Origin of the sequence: Thermonema lapsum, from assembly GCF_011761635.1 — a bacterium.
Taxonomy (GTDB): Bacteria; Bacteroidota; Bacteroidia; order Cytophagales; family Thermonemataceae; genus Thermonema; species Thermonema lapsum.
This window is the reverse complement of record NZ_JAASRN010000001.1, coordinates 599301-618767: the sequence shown is the minus strand read 5'-3', so window position 1 is coordinate 618767 and position 19467 is coordinate 599301. Positions and strand designations below refer to the sequence as shown.

Below are 19467 nucleotides of genomic sequence, written 5' to 3'. Positions count from 1 at the left end.
GTGTATGAAAGCGATAATTGAATAAGATGCAAGAAAGCCTTTATTACATAGTTGCGAAAATAAAAAAAATAGAGTTATCTATTCGGCGCAATGTGTTCAATGAGTTGAAGGGCAATTATCGTTCCTTTTTCAAAGGAAGCGGTTTGGAATTTAGTGCTCTGCGCGAATATCAATATGGCGACGACGTGCGCTATATCGACTGGATGGCATCGGCAAAAGGGCATGGGGTGTTTCTGAAAGAGTACAAAGAGGAGCGGGAGTTGAGCGTATATATACTTTTAGACATGAGTGCTTCGATGGCTTATCCTGGCATGTGTAAATGGGTAACTGCCCGTGAAATAGCTGCCGTGCTGATGTGGCTGAGTTTGCGCGAACGTTGCGAAGTGACGCTGTTGGGTGGGCAAACGAGCACCCCCATCGTGTTGCCAGCCTTGCGTAAACACCATGCCCTGATGGCTGCACTCGAGAAGCTGTGGACCTATACCCCCGTACAGGAAGATGCTTATTTCTCTTGGCGGCAGGCTTGCCGGCGCCTGCGTCGTCATTCGGTGGTCATTGTCATTTCCGATTTTATTCATCCGCAACGTCAATTCCTTGACTTGGGGGCTTTGCTTTCTTTCCATGAGCTGTATTTGGTGCACCTGTTCGATGAGAGTCACTATTGCCTGCCCCCGCTGGGTTTGGTGTCCGTCGAAGCAACGGAAGCCCCCGGGCAGTGGCTTTTGCCTTTCAATAAGCAAGAAAGCGAGAAGTACCGCCGCTTCTTTGAACAACGCTGCCGCCAGCTGAATGCCTTGGCAAAACGAGGACCTGCCCGCATTGCGCATGTGCATATACGCCGCCCTTATGAGCGGGCACTCTCACAGTTGTTTATTCAGCCTTGATGGTACTTTACAGACTAAATCTTTACCTTTGCAAAGAATTTTTGTTTAAAAAAGCGCTTTTCAAAACAAAATGCAAACTATATGAGTGAACAGACATCTACGCCCATTCCCCCTCTGGGTATCGCCCTTATTCCTATTTTCTTTTTGATAGCTTTGCTTGCCATTAACATCAGCATTTTTGGTGATGATGGTTTGAGTGGCTCCAATCAGATAGTCTTGATACTGTCGGGTGCGGTGGCAGCTTTGCTGGCAGGCTCACAAGGGGTATCTTGGAAAGTAATGCGGGCAGGGGTGCTCAAAAGCATCGATTCCTCTATGGGCGCGATTCTTATCCTTTTGCTGATTGGCTCGCTGGCAGGCACTTGGATGATTAGCGGCGTAGTGCCTACCATGATATATTACGGCTTGAAAATACTGAACCCTACCATCTTTTTGTTTGCTGCTTGTGTAATCAGCGCAGTGGTTTCTTTGGCTACTGGTAGTTCGTGGTCCACGATTGCCACGGTGGGCATCGCGCTCTTTGGTATTGGCAAAGCTTTGGGTTTGGAAGAAGGCGTTATTGCTGGTTCTATCATATCTGGTGCTTATTTTGGCGATAAAATGTCGCCTTTGTCCGATACAACCAACCTTGCACCAGCAGTATCAGGTACCGATTTGTTTACCCACATCCGCTATATGACCTATACCACAATACCTTCTATGCTCATTACTTTGCTTATTTTCTTAATCTGGGGGCTTAACTTAGACCTTGCCAACGAGTCGGTAGATGTCAGTCATATACTGCATGCCATTGAGCAGAAGTTTTGGGTACATTGGAGTTTGCTTGTTGTGCCACTCATCGTTATTTTCATGATAGTGAAAGGAGTAGCCGCCTTGCCTGCTTTGTTGGCAGGTACTTTGCTGGGCATAGTGGCTGCTTTGCTTACTCAATCGCCGCTGATTGTGGAACTGGGAGGGGGCAATGCTGTTTGGCAAACCTACTATGAAGTGTTGATGAAGGCTGTTTACACAAGCACAAAGATTACTACTTCTGAGCCAGTGGTAACCGACCTTTTGAGTACCAGAGGGATGGCAGGCATGTTGCCCACCATATGGCTTATTCTGTCGGCTATGGTCTTTGGTGGGATTATGGAATCGAGTCGAATGCTTGAAGCCATCACCCGGCACATCGTGCGTATGGCTCACTCTACGGGTGCGCTGATTGCTTCTACCGCAGGTACTTGTATCTTTTTCAATATTACAGCTTCCGACCAATACCTCTCTATTGTGGTACCCGGGCGTATGTTTGCCGATACGTACCGCCAACGGGGTTTGGCGCCCGAAAACCTGAGTCGCACCCTCGAAGACTCGGGTACGGTTACTTCGGTCTTGGTGCCTTGGAATACCTGCGGTGCCACGCAATCGTCAGTTTTGGGCGTAGCTACACTCACCTATGCGCCTTTTACTTTCTTCTGCTTGCTAAGCCCGCTGATGACCATGCTTTTTGGTTTTCTGAACATTAAGATACGCTATTTAAAGGAAAACCAAACGCAGGCAACAGAGTCCCAAGAAACAGAAGGTTACGTGCTGAAGTCATAAAGGCTACATCAAAAAAGCTTCGCTGCAAGACCGGTTCATAGAAGCCGGTCTTTGTTTTTTGCATACGTTCTACCGTTTCCATTGGTAGAGCTGGTAACTTTCTATAACTTTGCTTTGTTGTTATAGCAAAAAATTTAAGACTATGTTTCGAAAAAAAATCAGACTTGTTTTTTTGGCATTGGCACTGACAGCCTGTGGGGTAGAGGGGGAGCAGCACGATAAAAAAGAGGTAGCAAGCCCTGTAGAAGCAGCCCGTGAAAGTGTAGAACAGCTGCACGACAGCATCATGATGCGCATGGGGGAAATACACCGCTTGCAAGAGCAGTTGGCATACTTTCGCGATTCCCTGTCTGTGGACAGCAGCCGAGTGGCGTCGCAGCTCAAGATGCTTGATGAAGCCGAAGAAGCCATGATGCGCTGGATGCGCGAATACAAAAAGCCAGAAGATGCCACAAAAGAGGAGCTCTTGCGCTTTTTTGAACAAGAAAAAGAAAAAATAGAGCAAGTAGGAAAACAGATGGCAGAGGCTATTGACAAGAGCCGTGCTTTCGTGGATTCCGTTCAACAAAGCAAACAGAAGTAAAACTATGTATCGTCAATTGAATCTGTACCTTTTCATTTGGGCGCTTGTCGTGGTGTTTTATGCATGCAAGCAAGAAGAGCGTCGCTTGCCCTATCTGGGGGAAAAGCAAGTAGTAAGCCGTACAACTGCCGACGGACAAACCATAGTAGATACGGTTTACCATCGTATTCCGCCCTTCCGTTTTATCAATCAAGAAGGAGACACCATTACTGAGAAGAACTTTGAAGGCAAAGTATATGTTGCCGACTTCTTCTTTACTACCTGCCCGACCATCTGCCCAAAAATGTCGGCAGAGATGCTTAAAGTATATGAGCACTTTCAGAATGACGACCGTGTACTCTTCCTTTCGCACAGCATCGATACCAAGTATGATTCAGTGCCAGTATTGAAAGCTTATGCAGAAAAATTGGGCGTAACAGCACCCAAATGGCATTTCGTGACAGGCAACCGCAAAGATATTTATGCTATTGCAGAGCATTATATGGTTACTGCCAGCGAAGACCCCGCTGCTCCCGGAGGCTATGTTCATAGCGGTGCTTTGCTACTGATAGACGGTCAGCGCCATATACGGGGCGTTTACAATGGCACTGACCCACAAGACACAAAAAAACTGATAGAAGACATCGAACTGTTGCTGAAAGAAACCGCTTCTACCCATGATGAAAAATGAAATATGGTGGTGGAGCCTGATACCCCTGCTTTTTGGCGCTCTGTTCCTGCTGAACTTGTATGTATTCAGCGGAGAGCATAAAGGCAAGGCACTTTATACACGGCATTGCGCAAGCTGTCATGGAGAACGGGGCGAAGGCTTGCGCCAATTGATTCCACCACTTAACGCCTCTGACTTTGTGCAGCGATACCCCGACCGAATCGCCTGCATCATTCGCTATGGCATGCAGGGCGAGATGGTGGTCAATGGCAAAACCTTCAACCAACCTATGCCGGCAAATACGCAACTGTCGGAGGTGGAGATAGCCAACATCGTGAATTATGTGCTGACGGCTTGGGACAACGACCTGCCCGAACGCTCGCCAGCACAAATAAAAAAAGACTTGCAGCAGTGTAAAGAATAAAGCCAGAAATGAAAGTTCATACCTCACAAGCAACAGCAGTCTGAGTAGGCTGCTGTTTTTGCTATTTTGTCCGTTGTTTTATGGTTAAAACCTGTGTTTATTATGAATCTTCAGCAAATACACTACTTGGTAGCCTTAGACGAGCACCGGCATTTTGCCAAAGCTGCCGAAGCCTGCTGTGTGACTCAGCCCACACTGACCATGCAGCTGAAAAAACTGGAAGAAGAAATCGGCTTTCAAATTTTTGACCGTAGCAAGCGCCCCATAGAGCCTACCGAACATGGGCGCATGGTAATAGAAAAAGCCAAGCACATATGGAATGAATTGAATCAACTAAGGGCATGGTTGTCCGAAGAACGCAGCCGCTTGGAAGGGCGCTATAAGGTGGGGGTGATTCCTACGCTGGCGCCCTACTTGCTGCCGCCCTTTTTGAAAGCATGGAGTCGTCAACACCCCGAAGCTTACTTTGAAATCAGTGAAATGACAACCGAGCGCATCATCGAGGCACTACGCAGTGGCGACTTGGATTGGGCTTTGGCAGTAACTCCGCTCGATGAAGCAGACTTGCGGGAAATACCGGTGTTCTATGAGCCTTTTTTGCTCTATTTACCCCCTAAAAGTCCTTTGCTAAACAAAAAAGAAATAAGCTTAGAAGAGCTGAACAATCAAACGCTTTTGTTGCTGCAGGAAGGGCACTGTTTTCGAGAGCAAGCATTGCGCTTATGCGGACAGGACCGCCCTCAAACGGCAGCCTCTTTTGAGTTGGCTGCCGGAAGCATAGAAACCCTAAAAAACATGGTGAAAGAAGGGCTTGGTTATACGCTGGTGCCTTATTTGAGTGTACAGCATGAAACAGATGTGGCTTTTGTGCGTCCGTTAAAAGGACTAAACGCCGTGCGGGAGGTGAGTCTTGTTGTGCATCGCTCTTTCATTAAAGAGCAGCTTTTGGCGTCGGTGCATGCGCTCTTGCGTGCTTTGGTGCCTGCCGAGTTGATGGAAGCCAAGGCTTACCGGAAAGTTGAGTGGCGATAGGGGCGAAGCGTTGAGCGCAAAGACTGTGATTCATCAAGCGAGCGTGCGCCCCTTAATGAAAAGCGCTGCCTCGCCTTCGATGGCTTGTCTGCTTTCAACAAAAATACTAAGACGTTTTTTTTACAGAGTTGTAAACTACTTTGCCGGGCAGTTCTTCTCAACTTTTGTGCTTGTCAAGCATGATGGAAGCAACCCCAAGCCGGCATTGTGTAGGTGCAGCCGCGCCCGTTGGTTTCAATATTTCGTACTCAAGCTGGAACCGCCGCGCTGAATATTTGTCAAAAGCTTGTGGCGAAGAAGTTCGCTCGAGGCAGCCTGAGCATGTTTTCCAATAAGAGATATTTGAAAAAATAGCTAAAACTTGTTTTTTTTTTTTGCTTATTATATTTTTCCCAAGTTGAACTAAACGCTACAGAGTCATGAAAAAAGTAAAGCAAATTACCCGCAGTTTACTCTTGCTTACAGCAACATTCGTTTTATTGCTGTTGCTGTCGCCTACTACTAAACCTCTCAAATCACAAATCTCACTTTGTGAGATTAAGGGGATTAAGGAAGAAGGCACTGGTAAGGTTTACTGCTTAAACGTGGGCGAAAGCATCTGTGTGATACCCTGTTCCGGTGACGGTGGAGGAGGAAGACCACCTGTTTTGAGCGGACAATGACTTGAGGGGCTGTTTTATTTATAGTCTTTCGGGAGGGGTAAAAAATAGACATTTAATGCCCTTCTCTCTTTTTATTTCTACAATTTTTTAAATTACGCAACAACAATACTTGCTAACACTAAAAAAATAAAACTATGATGAGGTACTTTACTCTCCCCGTACTTTGCTCTGTCTTTTTATGCCTTTTTCTGCTCTCTTGCGCTGGTCTGGAAGGCACGAAAGAAGAGTCGCGGCTCTACAAGTGGCGTCAGGGCAAGACGTATGTCATCGAAGAGTCAAATCTAATGCCCGAAGGCTTGCGCAACGGGCGTCTTTTCTTGTTTAGAAACCCACAGGCTCAAAGCGTTACGGTGTTTGATTTGGAGAAGCAGAAAACCTATACCTTTAAAAAACAAGGCAATACACCCGACGCTTACCCTTTCCTCTTTCAAAACATGGGCTTTTTTAATGACACTTTAGTGGCAGTGTCTCATATTTCAAAGCTCTTACTCTATGACTACCGGAAAGGCGATTTTGCAACTTCTATACCCGTAGAGCGCAGGCGTCAAACTTTTGCGCCGTTTCTGTGGCCGCGCGTCATAGGGCAGCAAATAGTAGCTATCGACCCACCACAAGGCGGTTGGAGTGACCCGCAACTGTATCAACAAAACACCCCTTACCTATGGGTTTATGACCTTTCCACAGGACAAGCCCATTGGTTAGGAACCTTCCCCGAAGAAGGTAGCTTGCTTAAAGGTGGAAAGTTTTACTATCTAAATGCCGGCTTGTATTTGTTCGATGGAAATGAACGCTATCTCTATGTGGTGCCGGTAAGCGAGCCTTTATTGGTGATATTTGACTTGCAAAGCAAGCAAAAAGTAGCAGTAGAACGGCTGCCAATAGATGCTTTCACGGTGCAGACCTATAAGACCGGTAGTACCGAGTTTATCATAGACGACTATGCTGACCTTTATCTGACCAGCCGCTTTGTGCGTGTGCAGTTGTTAGGAAAAGATACCTTGGCACTCATTTACCGTAAAGCATATACCAAGGAGCGATTACAGCAATTCATAAAAGAACATCCGGGCTTTCCAGAAACGGAACAGCCGCCTTTATTTTATGGTATGGTGTATTATCGTCTGTCTGACAAGCGGGTGGTCTTAAATGTTGACCTGCCCGAAGATATAGACAAGCCGGTAGCTTTGCTTGGTCCCGATAAGCTGGCGGCTTTGTTGTCCCCCACAGAAGAATCGGAACAGAAAAATCATAGCTTGCTGAAAATATATACCTTGAGCAGTGAATGATACCACGCTCAATAAGAAGAGAAAAGACAGCGCAGGCAGCTGTCCTTTCTCTTCTTCGTTTCTTAACAATCGTCCTTCAAGCTTAACAAAACCCTAATGCTTTTCTCATAGTGCGGTGATATGCTCTCTTTACTTTTATGCCAGAACCAACAGAGGCATGACTATGAGAAAGCCTGCCAAGCAACACTTCAAGACCATTGTGATTTCAGACGTGCACTTAGGTTCTTCGGGGGCTAAGTCCAAGGCATTGGTGCGCTTTTTAAAGCAATACAGTTGCGAAACCCTCATCCTGAATGGCGACATCATCGATGCATGGCAGCTGAAACGCTATGGGCGCTGGCGCAAACGCCATACTCGCTTCTTCAAGCTCATCTTGCGTATGATTGAGAAGCATAAAACAAATGTGATTTATCTGCGTGGCAACCATGACGACTTCCTAGATCAGATTTTACCCTTGCACATCGGCAGTTTGTCTATTCTGCGCGACTATGTTTATGAAAGCCATGGGCGTCGTTTTTACGTTACCCATGGCGACGTATTCGACAGCATCACCTCCAACTTGCGTTGGCTTGCCAAACTGGGCGACATAGGATACACTTTCCTGCTGTGGCTCAATAAAAAATACAACCACTATCGGGCAAAACAAGGCTTGCCTTATTACTCTCTTTCTCAAAAGATAAAAAGCAAAGTAAAGACAGCGGTCAACTACATCTCTGACTTTGAAGAGCAGCTGGCTGCTTTGGCAAAAAGCAAAGGCTGCGACGGCGTCATTTGCGGGCATATTCACTGCGCGGCTATCCGTGAAATTGACGGTGTGCTTTATATGAACTCCGGCGACTGGGTCGAATCTTTGACCGCCCTTGTAGAAGACGACAGAGGCAACTGGCAAATTCTTCATTATGCCGATGAGCAAAGCATCGCAAAAGAAGTGATGCAAGAAAGCGTAGAGGAAACCGATGAGCTCGATGAAGTAGAATCCTTTTATGTAGCCACTTGGCTGGACAAGATGACTGCCCCTTCGAACTTTTAGTGGCTGTCTATGGCACGTTTTTTATTTATTGTGCAAGGCGAGGGCAGAGGGCATATGACACAAGCTTTAGCCCTGCGTAGCATGCTTTTGAAAGCCGGTCATACCGTAGCCGCTGTCTTGGTGGGTAGGGTAGAAGGAAGGGCGCTGCCTGCTTTCTTTACTGCTGCTTTAACCGAGCCCCTGCATTTGTTCGATAGCCCTAATTTCTTGAAAGACAAAGAGAACAAAGGCGTAGCTTGGGGCGATACTCTTTCGCATAACCTATGGCGGCTCAAGCACTTTTTGCACAGTGCCCAGCAAATAAGGCAATGGGTGAAACACTACCGTCCCGACCTGATTGTGAATTTTTATGATTTGCTTGCTGGCATAGCTCACGGACGCCGTTCCTTGGGGGTGCCTATGGTTTGTATCGGACACCAATACCTGCTCGAACATCCCGACTTTCGGCACCCGTATTGGGGGCTTGACCGTCTGGGGCTTACCCTCAATACGCGCATGACCGCTCGCGGGGCACTGCTGCATTTAGCCCTTTCTTTTGATGACGCTTATGCCGATACTGGCAAAATTAAAGTAGTGGCGCCCCTCTTGCGCCCCGAAGTATATGAGCAGCAGCCGACAGAAGGCAATTTCATTTTAGCCTATGTAAACAATGCCGGATACGGCAAAGAAATTATGGAATGGCAGCGGGCAAATCCTCACATAGAAGTGCACTGCTTCTGGGACCGCCCGGGAGCACCACCCCGCTATTCTCCGCAGCCCAATCTCACGCTGCACCGTCTGGACGGTACTCTTTTCCTGAAAATGATGGCTTCGTGTCGGGCGTTGGCAACTACCGCCGGTTTCGAGTCGGTGTGTGAAGCCATGGTGATGGGCAAGCCTGTTTTGATGGTGCCTATCCGCAGGCAATATGAGCAGGTGTGCAACGCCCTTGACGCCGTGCGTGCCGGTGCCGGCATCTGGGCAGAGCGTTTCAATTTAGACCTGCTGTTGCAATACTTGCCCCAACACCAAGCCCGCATCAAAGAAACCCGTGCATGGCATATGCAGGGACAGCAAAAACTGTTGCAACTATTGGATGCAGCGACCGGAGGAAGTCTTATGGCTGCCAACGCTCAGGCATCAGGCGCCAACGGTTCAATAATTGCCGAGTAGCTTCGTCCATACCTTCCTGCTGCGCATAGACTTCTATGATTTGATTATAGTCGGTGAGTGTATAATAAGTAATGCCTGCCTGCTCGAAAGCTTCGTGGGCATGCTCAAAACCATAGGTAACAACAGCAATGACGCCCAACACCCGGGCACCGACAGCCCGCAGCGCTTCCACAGCTTTCAAGCTGCTGCCACCTGTGGAGATAAGGTCTTCGACCACCACAATAGCTTGCCCTTCATCGAAACGCCCTTCTATTTGATTGCCCATGCCGTGCTCTTTGGGCTTGGAGCGCACGTAACAAAAAGGCAAGTTTAGGGTGTCGGCTACCAAGGCGCCTTGTGGAATGCCGGCAGTGGCAACCCCAGCTATCCCTTCTGCCTGCGGAAAATGCTTGCGCACAAGTCCTGCCAGCCCTTCTTTTATCTGACTGCGCAAAGCAGGATAGGAAAGCGTGAGCCGGTTGTCGCAGTAAATAGGCGAGAGCCAGCCGGAACTCCACCGGAAAGGCTCATGGGGGCGTATCTTTACAGCACCAATGTGCAGCAATTCATGAGCAATGCGGCGTGATAAGCTATTTGAGTCCATGTTGTTGTTTTTTTGCTCCTCCTGGGGCAAAACTACTAAAAAAACTACTTGGGCTTCGTTTACTTTGTTTGCCAGTAAACGTATATATATCTGCAATATCATAGGGGAGCTTATGTGTAAGAAAAGAATCCACCGTCTGCTTTTTTTGCAGCTATGTCTTGCCTCTGTATTTTTACATTTCGCCTGCAATTTGTCTTTTGAGCGGGTGTCCAAAGTGGCTACTTTGCCTACGCTGCGCGCTACGCCTCGTGAAATTGAACTGCGGGGCGCCTTGATGGATGTAAGCCCTGCTGATACCATCGTAGAGTATGGTTTTTTGTTGGCTATCGACAAAGACCCGACAGCATTTGAGCCCGATACGGTATTGAAGGTAGCACAAGGTGCCTTCACTGAGCCGCGGGTTTTTAGCAAGCGGTTTCCGGTAGCTGCCCTCATAGGTGTCAAAGAGAAAGCCATAATTGCACGTGCTTATGCTGTCAAGTCGTCGGGTGAAATTCTCTTGGGAGGGGTAGAACGCTATGTGCTTTCCTTTGCTTTTGTCAATAATGTAAATCTTACACCGACGTCTTTGAGTTTCGATATAGTGCTTTTCTTTGGTGATTCCTGCAGAGCAAATGTACTCGAACTGTTTGGTTCACCTTATGGGGTATTGTTGGGTAGCGGTCGTGAAGTAACCTTGCTAAATGCCTTGGATAAACGAGAGTTTGTGATAGGAGACGATGAGTTGAGTGCTTGCTTATTTGCTTCTGCTTTGGTGAAACAAGTGAGTTTTAATAACTTGAAGCCCGCTACGCTCTATTTTCTGCGTTTTTACTGGGTGGATTCGTTGCGTGTGCCGCACTATGGCGAGCCGTATCCATTGGTAACTCCGAAGCAATGAGTCAGGCAAAAGTCTCTTTGTTGAAAACATTGTTTTTTACACCCGGCAGAGCAAAGTTACTAAAAAAAGTACTTGTGTTTCTTTCACTTTGCTTGCCAGTAAACGTATATACATCTGCAATATCATAGGGGGAGCTTATGTGTAAGAAAAGAATCCACCGTCTGCTTTTTTTGCAGCTATGTCTTGCCTCTGTATTTTTACATTTCGCCTGCAATTTGTCTTTTGAGCGGGTGTCCAAAGTGGCTACTTTGCCTACGCTGCGCGCTACGCCTCGTGAAATTGAACTGCGGGGCGCCTTGGTGGATGTAAGCCCTGCTGATACCATCGTAGAGTATGGTTTTTTGTTGGCTATCGACAAAGACCCGACAGCATTTGAGCCCGATACGGTATTGAAGGTAGCACAAGGTGCCTTCACCGAGCCGCGGGTTTTTAGCGAGCGGTTTCCGGTAGCTGCCCTCATAGGTGTCAAAGAGAAAGCCATAATTGCACGTGCTTATGCTGTCAAGTCGTCGGGTGAAATTCTCTTGGGAGGGGTAGAACGCTACGTGCTTTCCTTTGGTTTTGTCAATAATGTAAATCTTACACCGACGTCTTTGAGTTTCGATATAGTGCTTTTCTTTGGTGATTCCTGCAAAGCAAATGTACTCGAACTGGTTGGTTCACCTTATGGGGTATTGTTAGGTAGCCGTCGTGAAGTAACTTTGCTAAATGCCTTGGATAAACGAGAGTTTGTGATAGGAGACGATGAGTTGCTTGCTTGCTTATCTGCTTCTGCTTTGGTGAAACAAGTGAGTTTTAATAACTTGAAGCCCGGTACGCTCTACTTCCTGCGTTTTTACCGGGTGGGCTTGTCGGGTGTGCCACATTATGGCGAACCGCATCCATTGGTAACTCCAAAGCAATGAGTCAGGCAAAAGCTTCTTTGAAACCAGAGCAAAGTAAACTCTCTTGGCACGAACTGCAGCAGCTAACCCGTGGATTTGAACATTGGCTGTGCTCTTTCGCCAATGCAGCCCATACGCCCGAGTATCCTTATGGGCGTTTTCGGGAACTCTTGGCAGTAGGGGCACGCCGTGTCATAAAGTTGTCCCGTCCCGACAGGCAGGCGCTGCATCGCTTGCAAGAAACGCTTGCCGGCAACTGGTGGTTTGGTGTGATTGCTTATGACGTGAAGAATGCCTTCGAGCGGCTGCATAGTCGTAATGCCGACTTCTTGGGTTTTCCTGACCTTTATCTGTTCAGTCCGGAATGGGTATTTGAGCACCGCAACGATGAAGTCGTTTGCCTAAGCGGCTCACTTGAAGACTTCTTAGCACAAGCTTACTGCCTGCCGTCTGCCGGGCAAGCCACAGCCGCTTACGTAGGAGCAATACATGCCACCACTTCGCAAGAGCGCTATGAAAAGACGGTGGAAGCCATCCGCTGCGACATCCGCAATGGCGAAATTTACGAAATGAATTATTGCATAGAGTTTCAAGCCGAAGCTTACCTACCAGACCCCTTTGCTCTGTTTCAGGCATTGAACCAGCGTTCACCCATGCCCTTTGCTGCCTTTGCACGCTTGGGGCAATACTATGTGTTGTCGGCTTCGCCCGAACGTTACATGAAGCGGCAAGGAAATCGCCTTGTTTCACAGCCTATCAAAGGCACCGCCCCCCGAGGACAGACGCCCCAAGAAGACGAAAAAATAAAGCAAGCATTGTTTTACAGCGAAAAAGAGCGTGCCGAAAACATGATGATTGTGGACTTGGTGCGCAATGACTTGGCACGTGTGGGCATAGCAGGCACGGTAGAAGTAGAAGAGCTTTTCGGTATTTACACCTTTCGGCGCCTACACCAGATGGTATCGACCATCTCGGTGCAGCTGCCTGCACAAGCCACCTTTATCGACTGCCTGGCAGCTACCTTTCCTATGGGCAGCATGACCGGTGCGCCCAAAGTCAGAGCTATGGAGTTGATAGAACATTACGAAACACAAAAAAGAGGCTGGTATTCTGGAACTTTGGGCTACATCACCCCCCAAGGCGACTTCGATTGGAACGTACTCATACGCACCATTTTTTACAACGACCACAGCCGCCGCCTGTCTTTCCAAGTGGGCAGCGCTATTACCTACGATGCTTCGCCGGCACAAGAATGGGCAGAGTGTTTGCTCAAAGCCGAAGCCATGCGCGAAATCTTAACAGGCATATGAGCACTATTTCTTAAATTGCCTGCCCTAATTTTTTCAAATCAGAAGCAGTACTCCCTTATGGCAGAAATAAGACCCTTGCGTGCTTGGCGCTATCATCCCCGTTTTGCAAAGCAAATAGAAGACTATACCTCGCCTTTGTTCGATGTGATTTCAGAGGCGCAGTGCCGTATGCTCTACCAAAACCCTTACAACAGCATCCATCTATCGGTACCGCAAGACGTACCCCCTTACGAAAATGTAGCCCGCCGCCTGGAGGCATGGAAGCGGGAAGGTATATTGGTACACGACCCCGTGCCTGCCATTTATGTGTATTATCAATACTTTTCGTTGCCCGGCATCGATAAGACTTTTTGTCGCAAAGGTTTTATTGCTAACATTAAAGCCTATGACTGGGAGGAAAGAGTGGTGTTGCGTCATGAAAACACCATACCGCAGTCGGTAGAAGACCGTCTGGAAATGCTGCGGCACACACGCCTCAACGTGGCGCCCACTCACGGGCTCTATACCGACCCATCGCACTGCCTCGAGCCCCTCATGGATGAAGCCATGCAGGCACCCCTCTATGAAACCGAAGACTATCAAGGAGTAGTGGACAAGCTGGCAGTCATTCATGATGCCGAAGCCATTCGTTGTTTTATCGACCTCATGCGCGACAAAGCTGTAATATTGGCAGATGGGCACCATCGCTATTCGGCTTCTCTGGCATACAGGAAAGAGCGTATGCGCCAAAACCCACACCACAGCGGGCACGAGCCCTACAACTACCACCTAATGTATTTCACCAACACCGAAGCCGATGATATCCGCATTCTGCCCACCCATCGATTGATTTCAGGTTTAGAAAACTTTGACCCACAAAGCTTCTGTGCGGCACTTGAACCTTATTTTACCATAAAGCCCGTCGCTGACCCTTACACCTTGCAGGAAATCATCACGGGCAAACCTTGGGCGTTTGGGGTGATATTGCCCGGACGCTATTTGAAAATCCGCCTGAAAGCCGAGCTCACCGACAAGCTGGAGGACTTAGTACCTTGGGATTTCCCTGACCTCATCAAGCGTTTAGACTTGACGGTATTGCATGCTTTGGTCATAGAAAAAGCCTTGGGCATTCCCGGCAAGGAACAAGCCAAGAGCAAAAGCATACACTACACACGCAGCTTGGGCGAGTGCGTTGATAAAGTGCGCAGCGGGGAGGCACAACTTGCGCTCATCAATCGCGAAATCAGCATAGAAACGGTTAAGGAAGTGTGCTATAGTGGGCATACTTTGCCGCAAAAATCTACTTACTTTTATCCAAAAGTAGTGTGTGGCTTTTTGTTTGGCAGCGTACACGACGACGAATTTAACGCCCTTGCTGACCGTTTGTTCTCATAGCAGGCAGCCGCTGTCTTGCTCACCTTGCAAAGGATGCTTGTGGTCTTGAAAAAACAAAGCAAGAGAGATACCCAATCAAGGCATGTTGTAGGGAGGATTGTATTAAAAATATGAAAAAAGAAGCTTGATTTTATGGATATTACAGCAAAAATCAAAGGAATTGAATACGAGCCGAAACTGACAAGCCAATTGAAAATGTTTGACTTCAGCGGTTTTGACATAAATAGATTGCCAGCAAATTGTTTAATCAATTTTGACGGATTTTCGTTTGGTTTATCAAAATGGGTTTCACCTAAAAGAACCCGGTCTTATCCTTATGAAAGAGTCTATAACACACTTGGAACTGCCAAACGAATTACAGTTATTCCAATAATCAAAGATGAAGGCAAAAACGGCGACAGAGACTTTGTTCAATGGGATACTATTTCATTGATGAGTTTGCTTGACGTTTTTGTGGTTTTTGCCTACTATAATGCAGCTGAAAAGCACAAAAAACAAGAAGATAAAATTACCAAACAACAATTTGATAATGAATTAGTAAAGCAAAAAATTGCTGAAATCAAAAACTATCACAGTTCGGCTTTGCATTGGAATTTAAAAGAAATTGAGCAATCGTTTCCATATTTAATTCAGAGGGTAAAAGAAAGTTACAATGAAATCGGAAAACGATTAAATGTGGCATTTCACAATGAACAAGGAATTGACCGATTTGCCAATCAATTTATTAACGGTGTTAAAGACTTTATGCAAACATCACGACAAAAAGCACAAGAAGCACAAAAACGTGAAATGCAAACTATTCAACCGAAAGAAGCTTTATCAACTTTTACAAAAGCAACTATCACCATTGAAAACTATCTTGGCGGAAAATATTATTTTACCACAGATGAAATTAGAATAGAAAACGATAAAATTTATTTGATTGAAGCCAAACATTCTCGAACCTCTATTTTGCCAAGCATTGGCGACATTAAAGACGGTTTGCTAAAAATGATGCTTTATACGAATTTGAAAAACGTATCTGTAAATGACAAAGAGTATGATGCAATCCCTGTTCTAAAACTCACTTCGTCAAAATTGACAAACGATATTTACCTAACTGATTTTGAGACAAATCTTGAATTGAACCACAGACAAAAAGAAATGCTAAAACGACTATTTGACGAAGCAAACGAAAACAATTTTAAAATATTGATTGAAAAAGCCGAATAAAAATGATAAAAAGTCCGTTAAGATATCCCGGTGGAAAAAGTCGAGCCATAAAATTCATTGCCCCTTTAATTCCTGAATTTGATGAATTTAGGGAGCCTTTTGTAGGTGGTGGTTCTGTTTTTGTATATCTCAAACAAAAATTTCCAAATAAAAAATTTTGGATAAACGATATTTATGAAAATCTATATCATTTTTGGAAACAAACACAACAAAATCCTAAAAGACTCATTGAACAAATTCAACATTGGCGCGATAACGCAACTGCTGGTAAAGAATTATACAAATATTTACTTGACAATATTGATAAGTTTGATGCCTTAAATAAGGCAGCAGCATTTTTTGTTATTAACAGGATAACATTTTCAGGAACAACCGAAAGTGGTGGTTACTCAAATGCAGCGTATAATAAACGCTTTACGCAATCCAGTATAGAAAGAGTGAAAGCATTATCAAAGATTTTAGATAATACAAAAATCACAAATCTTGATTATCAAGAAGTCATCGAAGCAGAAGGTGAAAATGTTTTTATCTTTTTAGACCCACCATATTATTCGGCAACAAAATCTGCCCTTTACGGTAAAAAAGGTAATTTACATAAAATCTTCGACCATAAAAGATTTGCAGAAGTATTAAAGCGCACCAATCATAAATGGCTTGTTACTTATGACGATAGTGAATATATCAGAGATTTATTTTCGTTTGCCAATATCAAAGAATGGAACTTGACTTACGGAATGCGAAACATAGGAAATAACGGAAACCAAAAAGGAAACGAGCTGTTTATTTCCAACTATCCGTTAGAAACAAAAAAACAAAAAATCAGAACATTATTTGATGAATGTGAAAAAAGAAATACTACCCAGAAAAGTTTATAAATAATGCCGAGTAATTGCAAATATTAAAGCTTATGAATTTTTTACATTTTTAACAAGAAACAAATGGCACTATATAAAATCATAGGGAATCATTTAGAATACATTAAAGAAAAGCCGTTTCGCCTTGAGAAGGAGCTTCAGGAATTGACTGAAAACAACCTGAAAACAATATTCGGGCTTGAACTTGTAAAATCTGAATTTGTATTGAAGAACTTCCGAATCGATACCCTTGCTTTTGACAGAGAGTCCAATGCTTTCGTGATAATCGAATATAAACGGGATAAAAATTTTAGCGTAATAGACCAAGGATACGCTTATTTATCTTTAATGCTGAATAATAAAGCAGATTTCATATTGGAGTTTAACGAAAACCTCGGCAAGACATTAAAGAAAACCGATGTCGATTGGTCGCAGTCGAGGGTTTTGTTTGTTTCACCATCTTTTACCGATTATCAAAGGGAAGCGATAAACTTTAAAGATTTGCCTATTGAATTATGGGAAGTTAAACGCTATGAGAATGGAACTGTATCGTTTGAACAAATACGAAAAGCCGATGCAAAAGAAAGTATAAAGACCATTTCAAAATCTGATGCAAACATTGACACAGTAGCAAGAGAAATTAAAATTTATACAGAAGAAGAGCATTTGGCAAATGCAACCCAAGAGATAAAAGAGCTTTATGAGAAATTAAAATCTGCTATTTTGAATTTAGACAATCTTGAAGTTAAGCCTACAAAGCTTTATATAGCATTTGTTTCTGGAAGAAATGTTGTTGATATATTACCGCAAAGAAAGGCATTAAAAATTTGGCTCAATTTGGCTAAAGGCGAACTTGACGACCCAAAAGGAATTGCAAAAGACGTTTCAGGTATTGGACACTGGGGAAATGGAGATTATGAAATAAAAATCCAAAATGATGACGATTTAGAATACATTTTGAGCTTAATAAAACAATCTTTGAAAAAGAACAAAAAATAACGGATGTCAACAAAGTGTGTAAAAAAATAGCTTCCTAATGTCGGCTACTTTTTTCATGCACTCACCAACATTGCAGAAAGGAAACCAATGTGGGTTTAAGAATGGAAAGAGAACTAACTTGAAATGGTTGAATTTTTTAGTGCTTGTGGGTAGTGTTGTTAGCTTATTGCTTGCGATAGGAAGTTACTAAAACTGTCCTTGATAATAGCCAAATTGGTTTTTCTGTTCAAAAAAAAATTACGTCCCTCATTTCGAAAAGCGTAGGCTGCCGCTTAGAGCGTAGCGAGTAATTTTAAGCTAAGCGACAAAGAAATCGAAAAGAACTTGCTCGCTTGCGCTTGAAAAAGCAAGGGCAAAGAAACAGAAACACAAAAAGCACAAACTTAGAAAGAAGCCTGTGGCTTAAAAAAGCAAAAACCGATGCAGCAAGCATCGGTTTTTTAGTACCCGAGGCGGGACTCGAACCCGCACGGTGTTGCCACCACCAGATTTTGAGTCTGGCGCGTCTACCAATTCCGCCACCCGGGTTTTTTGTTTTGCTCTTGGGTTTTCCGTGAATTGGTGATGCAAATTTAGAGAGCCTTTTCAAAACCGCAAAATATTTTTGAGAAATTTTTTTTAGAAAAAACAGCAACTGCTTTGCTTTCAAATAGATAAAAGAGCTTTTTTCTTTGGGTTTTGCTGCTGAAAATTAAGGCAGGCAGTGGTGTCGTTTGAGGCTCCAGGCTTGCGGCTGCCGGTTGAAATACTTTTTGGTTTCGCCCCATACCTTACGAAAGAGTTCCGACTGGCGATAATTCTCTAAAGCAGCCTCATCGCGCCAATGGCTGTAGGTGAAAAAGACCGAAGGGGTGCTTTCTTGTTGCAGCAGCTCTAAATGCAAACAGCCGTCAAAACTGCGTATTTGCTCTTTGTAGCTGTCGAACAGCCGCAAGAAAGTGTCGATATGGGCTTCGTCAAAGCTCATGCAAACGATGCGAACAATCATGCTTTTTTTCGTGTTTTCTAATCAAATCACTGTTCAGGAATCAAAAATAAAGAATAAATTTGCTTGTGTAGTCCAAAATATTCATCACAAAACCTAAAACAAGAGAGCGCTTGATAGAGAAAGTAATTATTTTAGAAAACGTATCCTTGGTTGACTTTTTAGGCGTAGGCAACGCCAACATCAAAGAAGTAGCAGCGGCTTTTCCTGCCAGCCGCATCATATCCCGAGGCAACGAAATCCGCATTCAGGGACGACCGCCCGAAATCATCAAAATCAACGCCATCATACAAGCTCTCTTGGAGCACTACCACCGTTACGGTCATCTGAGCGTGGACAAGGTGCAGACCTTGCTGCGCGAAGACCATTCCCACGAGCGGCAAATAGAAGAACTAGAAGACTTTCGCGACGAAATTTTGTTGTATGGCGTGCAAGGGGCACCCATCAAGCCACGTACGCTCAATCAAATGCAGCTGGTCAAAGCTTCTTTTGAAAACGATTTGGTATTTGCTTTGGGTCCGGCAGGGACGGGCAAAACCTACATATCGGTAGCTTTGGCAGTGCGTGCTTTGAAAAACAAATTGGTGAAAAAGATTATCATCACACGCCCTGCCGTCGAGGCTGGCGAGCATTTGGGTTTCCTGCCCGGCGACCTCAAAGACAAAGTGGACCCTTATCTGCGTCCTATTTACGACGCTTTAGACGACATGATACCCGCCGAAAAATTTAAATTTTACGAAGAGAACCGGGTCATTGAAATTGCCCCGCTGGCATACATGCGGGGGCGCACCCTGAACGATGCCTTTGTGTTGCTGGACGAGGCACAAAATACAACCCCCATGCAGATGAAAATGTTCTTGACACGCATGGGACCCAACTCGAAAGTCATCGTAACCGGTGACCAATCGCAAATAGACTTGCCACCAAAGCAGCGCTCCGGGCTGGTCGAAGCCATGGAGGTATTGCGTGGCGTAAAGGGGATTGGCTTTGTGGAGCTGAACACTCAAGACGTGGTGCGTCATAAGTTGGTGCAGTCCATCATCAAAGCATATGAGAAATACGAGGGTAAAGAAGGCAACAACAGTGCATAAGGCACAAGTCGTTTTTGT

At 45.2% G+C, this 19467-nt stretch carries 20 protein-coding genes and 1 tRNA gene; 18 read left to right on the top strand and 3 right to left on the bottom strand.

Going from position 1 to position 19467, the window contains the following annotated elements:
* Window positions 1-26 precede the first annotated feature (26 nt).
* The 10 genes from FHS56_RS02635 (at window position 27) to FHS56_RS02590 (ending at window position 9277) form a co-directional block, all read left to right on the top strand.
* A complete protein-coding gene (locus tag FHS56_RS02635; RefSeq protein ID WP_166918326.1) occupies window positions 27-884 on the top strand; it encodes a DUF58 domain-containing protein in 858 nt (285 codons plus the stop codon).
* Window positions 885-965: 81 nt separating this feature from the next.
* On the top strand, window positions 966-2462 hold the full coding sequence (gene nhaC, locus FHS56_RS02630; RefSeq protein ID WP_166918325.1) for a Na+/H+ antiporter NhaC: 1497 nt from the start codon (window positions 966-968) through the stop codon (window positions 2460-2462).
* 142 nt (window positions 2463-2604) lie between these two features.
* A complete protein-coding gene (locus tag FHS56_RS02625; protein ID WP_166918324.1) occupies window positions 2605-3045 on the top strand; it encodes a hypothetical protein in 441 nt (146 codons plus the stop codon).
* Between the two features lie 4 nt (window positions 3046-3049).
* Window positions 3050-3715: an SCO family protein gene (locus FHS56_RS02620; protein ID WP_166918323.1), complete on the top strand. Its 666-nt coding sequence runs from the start codon at window positions 3050-3052 to the stop codon at window positions 3713-3715.
* Window positions 3702-4118: a c-type cytochrome gene (locus FHS56_RS02615; protein ID WP_166918322.1), complete on the top strand. Its 417-nt coding sequence runs from the start codon at window positions 3702-3704 to the stop codon at window positions 4116-4118. Before FHS56_RS02620 ends, FHS56_RS02615 begins: the two co-directional genes overlap by 14 nt.
* Window positions 4119-4220: 102 nt before the next feature.
* Window positions 4221-5150, top strand: a complete 930-nt coding sequence (locus FHS56_RS02610; RefSeq protein ID WP_166918321.1) for a hydrogen peroxide-inducible genes activator — start codon at window positions 4221-4223, stop codon at window positions 5148-5150.
* Window positions 5151-5569: 419 nt separating this feature from the next.
* Window positions 5570-5812: a hypothetical protein gene (locus FHS56_RS02605; protein WP_166918320.1), complete on the top strand. Its 243-nt coding sequence runs from the start codon at window positions 5570-5572 to the stop codon at window positions 5810-5812.
* Between the two features lie 134 nt (window positions 5813-5946).
* Window positions 5947-7095 carry a hypothetical protein gene (locus tag FHS56_RS02600; RefSeq protein ID WP_166918319.1) on the top strand — a complete coding sequence of 383 codons (1149 nt, stop codon included), beginning with the start codon at window positions 5947-5949 and terminating at the stop codon, window positions 7093-7095.
* A gap of 157 nt (window positions 7096-7252) precedes the next feature.
* The gene (locus FHS56_RS02595) at window positions 7253-8125 is read left to right on the top strand and encodes a UDP-2,3-diacylglucosamine diphosphatase (RefSeq protein WP_394352634.1); all 873 of its coding nucleotides are present in this window, start codon (window positions 7253-7255) and stop codon (window positions 8123-8125) included.
* Between the two features lie 9 nt (window positions 8126-8134).
* Window positions 8135-9277: a glycosyltransferase family protein gene (locus FHS56_RS02590; RefSeq protein ID WP_166918318.1), complete on the top strand. Its 1143-nt coding sequence runs from the start codon at window positions 8135-8137 to the stop codon at window positions 9275-9277.
* Here FHS56_RS02590 and pyrE read toward each other — a convergent pair.
* Entirely contained in the window at window positions 9222-9860 is a 639-nt protein-coding gene (gene pyrE, locus FHS56_RS02585; protein ID WP_166918317.1) for an orotate phosphoribosyltransferase, read from the bottom strand. The two genes, FHS56_RS02590 and pyrE, sit on opposite strands and share 56 nt — an antisense overlap.
* Window positions 9861-9972: 112 nt before the next feature.
* On the opposite strand from pyrE, the gene FHS56_RS02580 reads away from it, so the two are divergent.
* The 7 genes from FHS56_RS02580 (at window position 9973) to FHS56_RS02550 (ending at window position 17373) form a co-directional block, all read left to right on the top strand.
* On the top strand, window positions 9973-10740 hold the full coding sequence (locus tag FHS56_RS02580) for a hypothetical protein (RefSeq protein WP_166918316.1): 768 nt from the start codon (window positions 9973-9975) through the stop codon (window positions 10738-10740).
* A 137-nt stretch (window positions 10741-10877) separates the two neighbouring features.
* Window positions 10878-11645: a hypothetical protein gene (locus FHS56_RS02575; RefSeq protein WP_166918315.1), complete on the top strand. Its 768-nt coding sequence runs from the start codon at window positions 10878-10880 to the stop codon at window positions 11643-11645.
* Window positions 11642-12934: an anthranilate synthase component I family protein gene (locus FHS56_RS02570; protein WP_166918314.1), complete on the top strand. Its 1293-nt coding sequence runs from the start codon at window positions 11642-11644 to the stop codon at window positions 12932-12934. Before FHS56_RS02575 ends, FHS56_RS02570 begins: the two co-directional genes overlap by 4 nt.
* A gap of 57 nt (window positions 12935-12991) precedes the next feature.
* Window positions 12992-14308, top strand: coding sequence for a DUF1015 domain-containing protein (locus FHS56_RS02565; RefSeq protein WP_166918313.1), 1317 nt, complete (start codon window positions 12992-12994; stop codon window positions 14306-14308).
* Between the two features lie 132 nt (window positions 14309-14440).
* Window positions 14441-15520 carry a hypothetical protein gene (locus FHS56_RS02560; RefSeq protein ID WP_166918312.1) on the top strand — a complete coding sequence of 360 codons (1080 nt, stop codon included), beginning with the start codon at window positions 14441-14443 and terminating at the stop codon, window positions 15518-15520.
* A gap of 2 nt (window positions 15521-15522) precedes the next feature.
* Window positions 15523-16395 carry a DNA adenine methylase gene (locus tag FHS56_RS02555; RefSeq protein WP_166918311.1) on the top strand — a complete coding sequence of 291 codons (873 nt, stop codon included), beginning with the start codon at window positions 15523-15525 and terminating at the stop codon, window positions 16393-16395.
* Between the two features lie 63 nt (window positions 16396-16458).
* Window positions 16459-17373 carry a DUF5655 domain-containing protein gene (locus tag FHS56_RS02550; RefSeq protein ID WP_166918310.1) on the top strand — a complete coding sequence of 305 codons (915 nt, stop codon included), beginning with the start codon at window positions 16459-16461 and terminating at the stop codon, window positions 17371-17373.
* A gap of 444 nt (window positions 17374-17817) precedes the next feature.
* Here the strand turns inward: FHS56_RS02550 and FHS56_RS02545 are convergent.
* Together FHS56_RS02545 and FHS56_RS02540 are read right to left on the bottom strand one after the other, a co-directional pair.
* Window positions 17818-17901 (bottom strand) — tRNA-Leu (locus tag FHS56_RS02545).
* Between the two features lie 163 nt (window positions 17902-18064).
* On the bottom strand, window positions 18065-18361 hold the full coding sequence (locus tag FHS56_RS02540; protein WP_166918309.1) for a putative quinol monooxygenase: 297 nt from the start codon (window positions 18359-18361) through the stop codon (window positions 18065-18067).
* A gap of 110 nt (window positions 18362-18471) precedes the next feature.
* Between FHS56_RS02540 and FHS56_RS02535 the strand changes: the two genes are divergently transcribed.
* The gene (locus tag FHS56_RS02535; protein WP_166918308.1) at window positions 18472-19449 is read left to right on the top strand and encodes a PhoH family protein; all 978 of its coding nucleotides are present in this window, start codon (window positions 18472-18474) and stop codon (window positions 19447-19449) included.
* The last annotated feature ends 18 nt before the right edge of the window (window positions 19450-19467 follow it).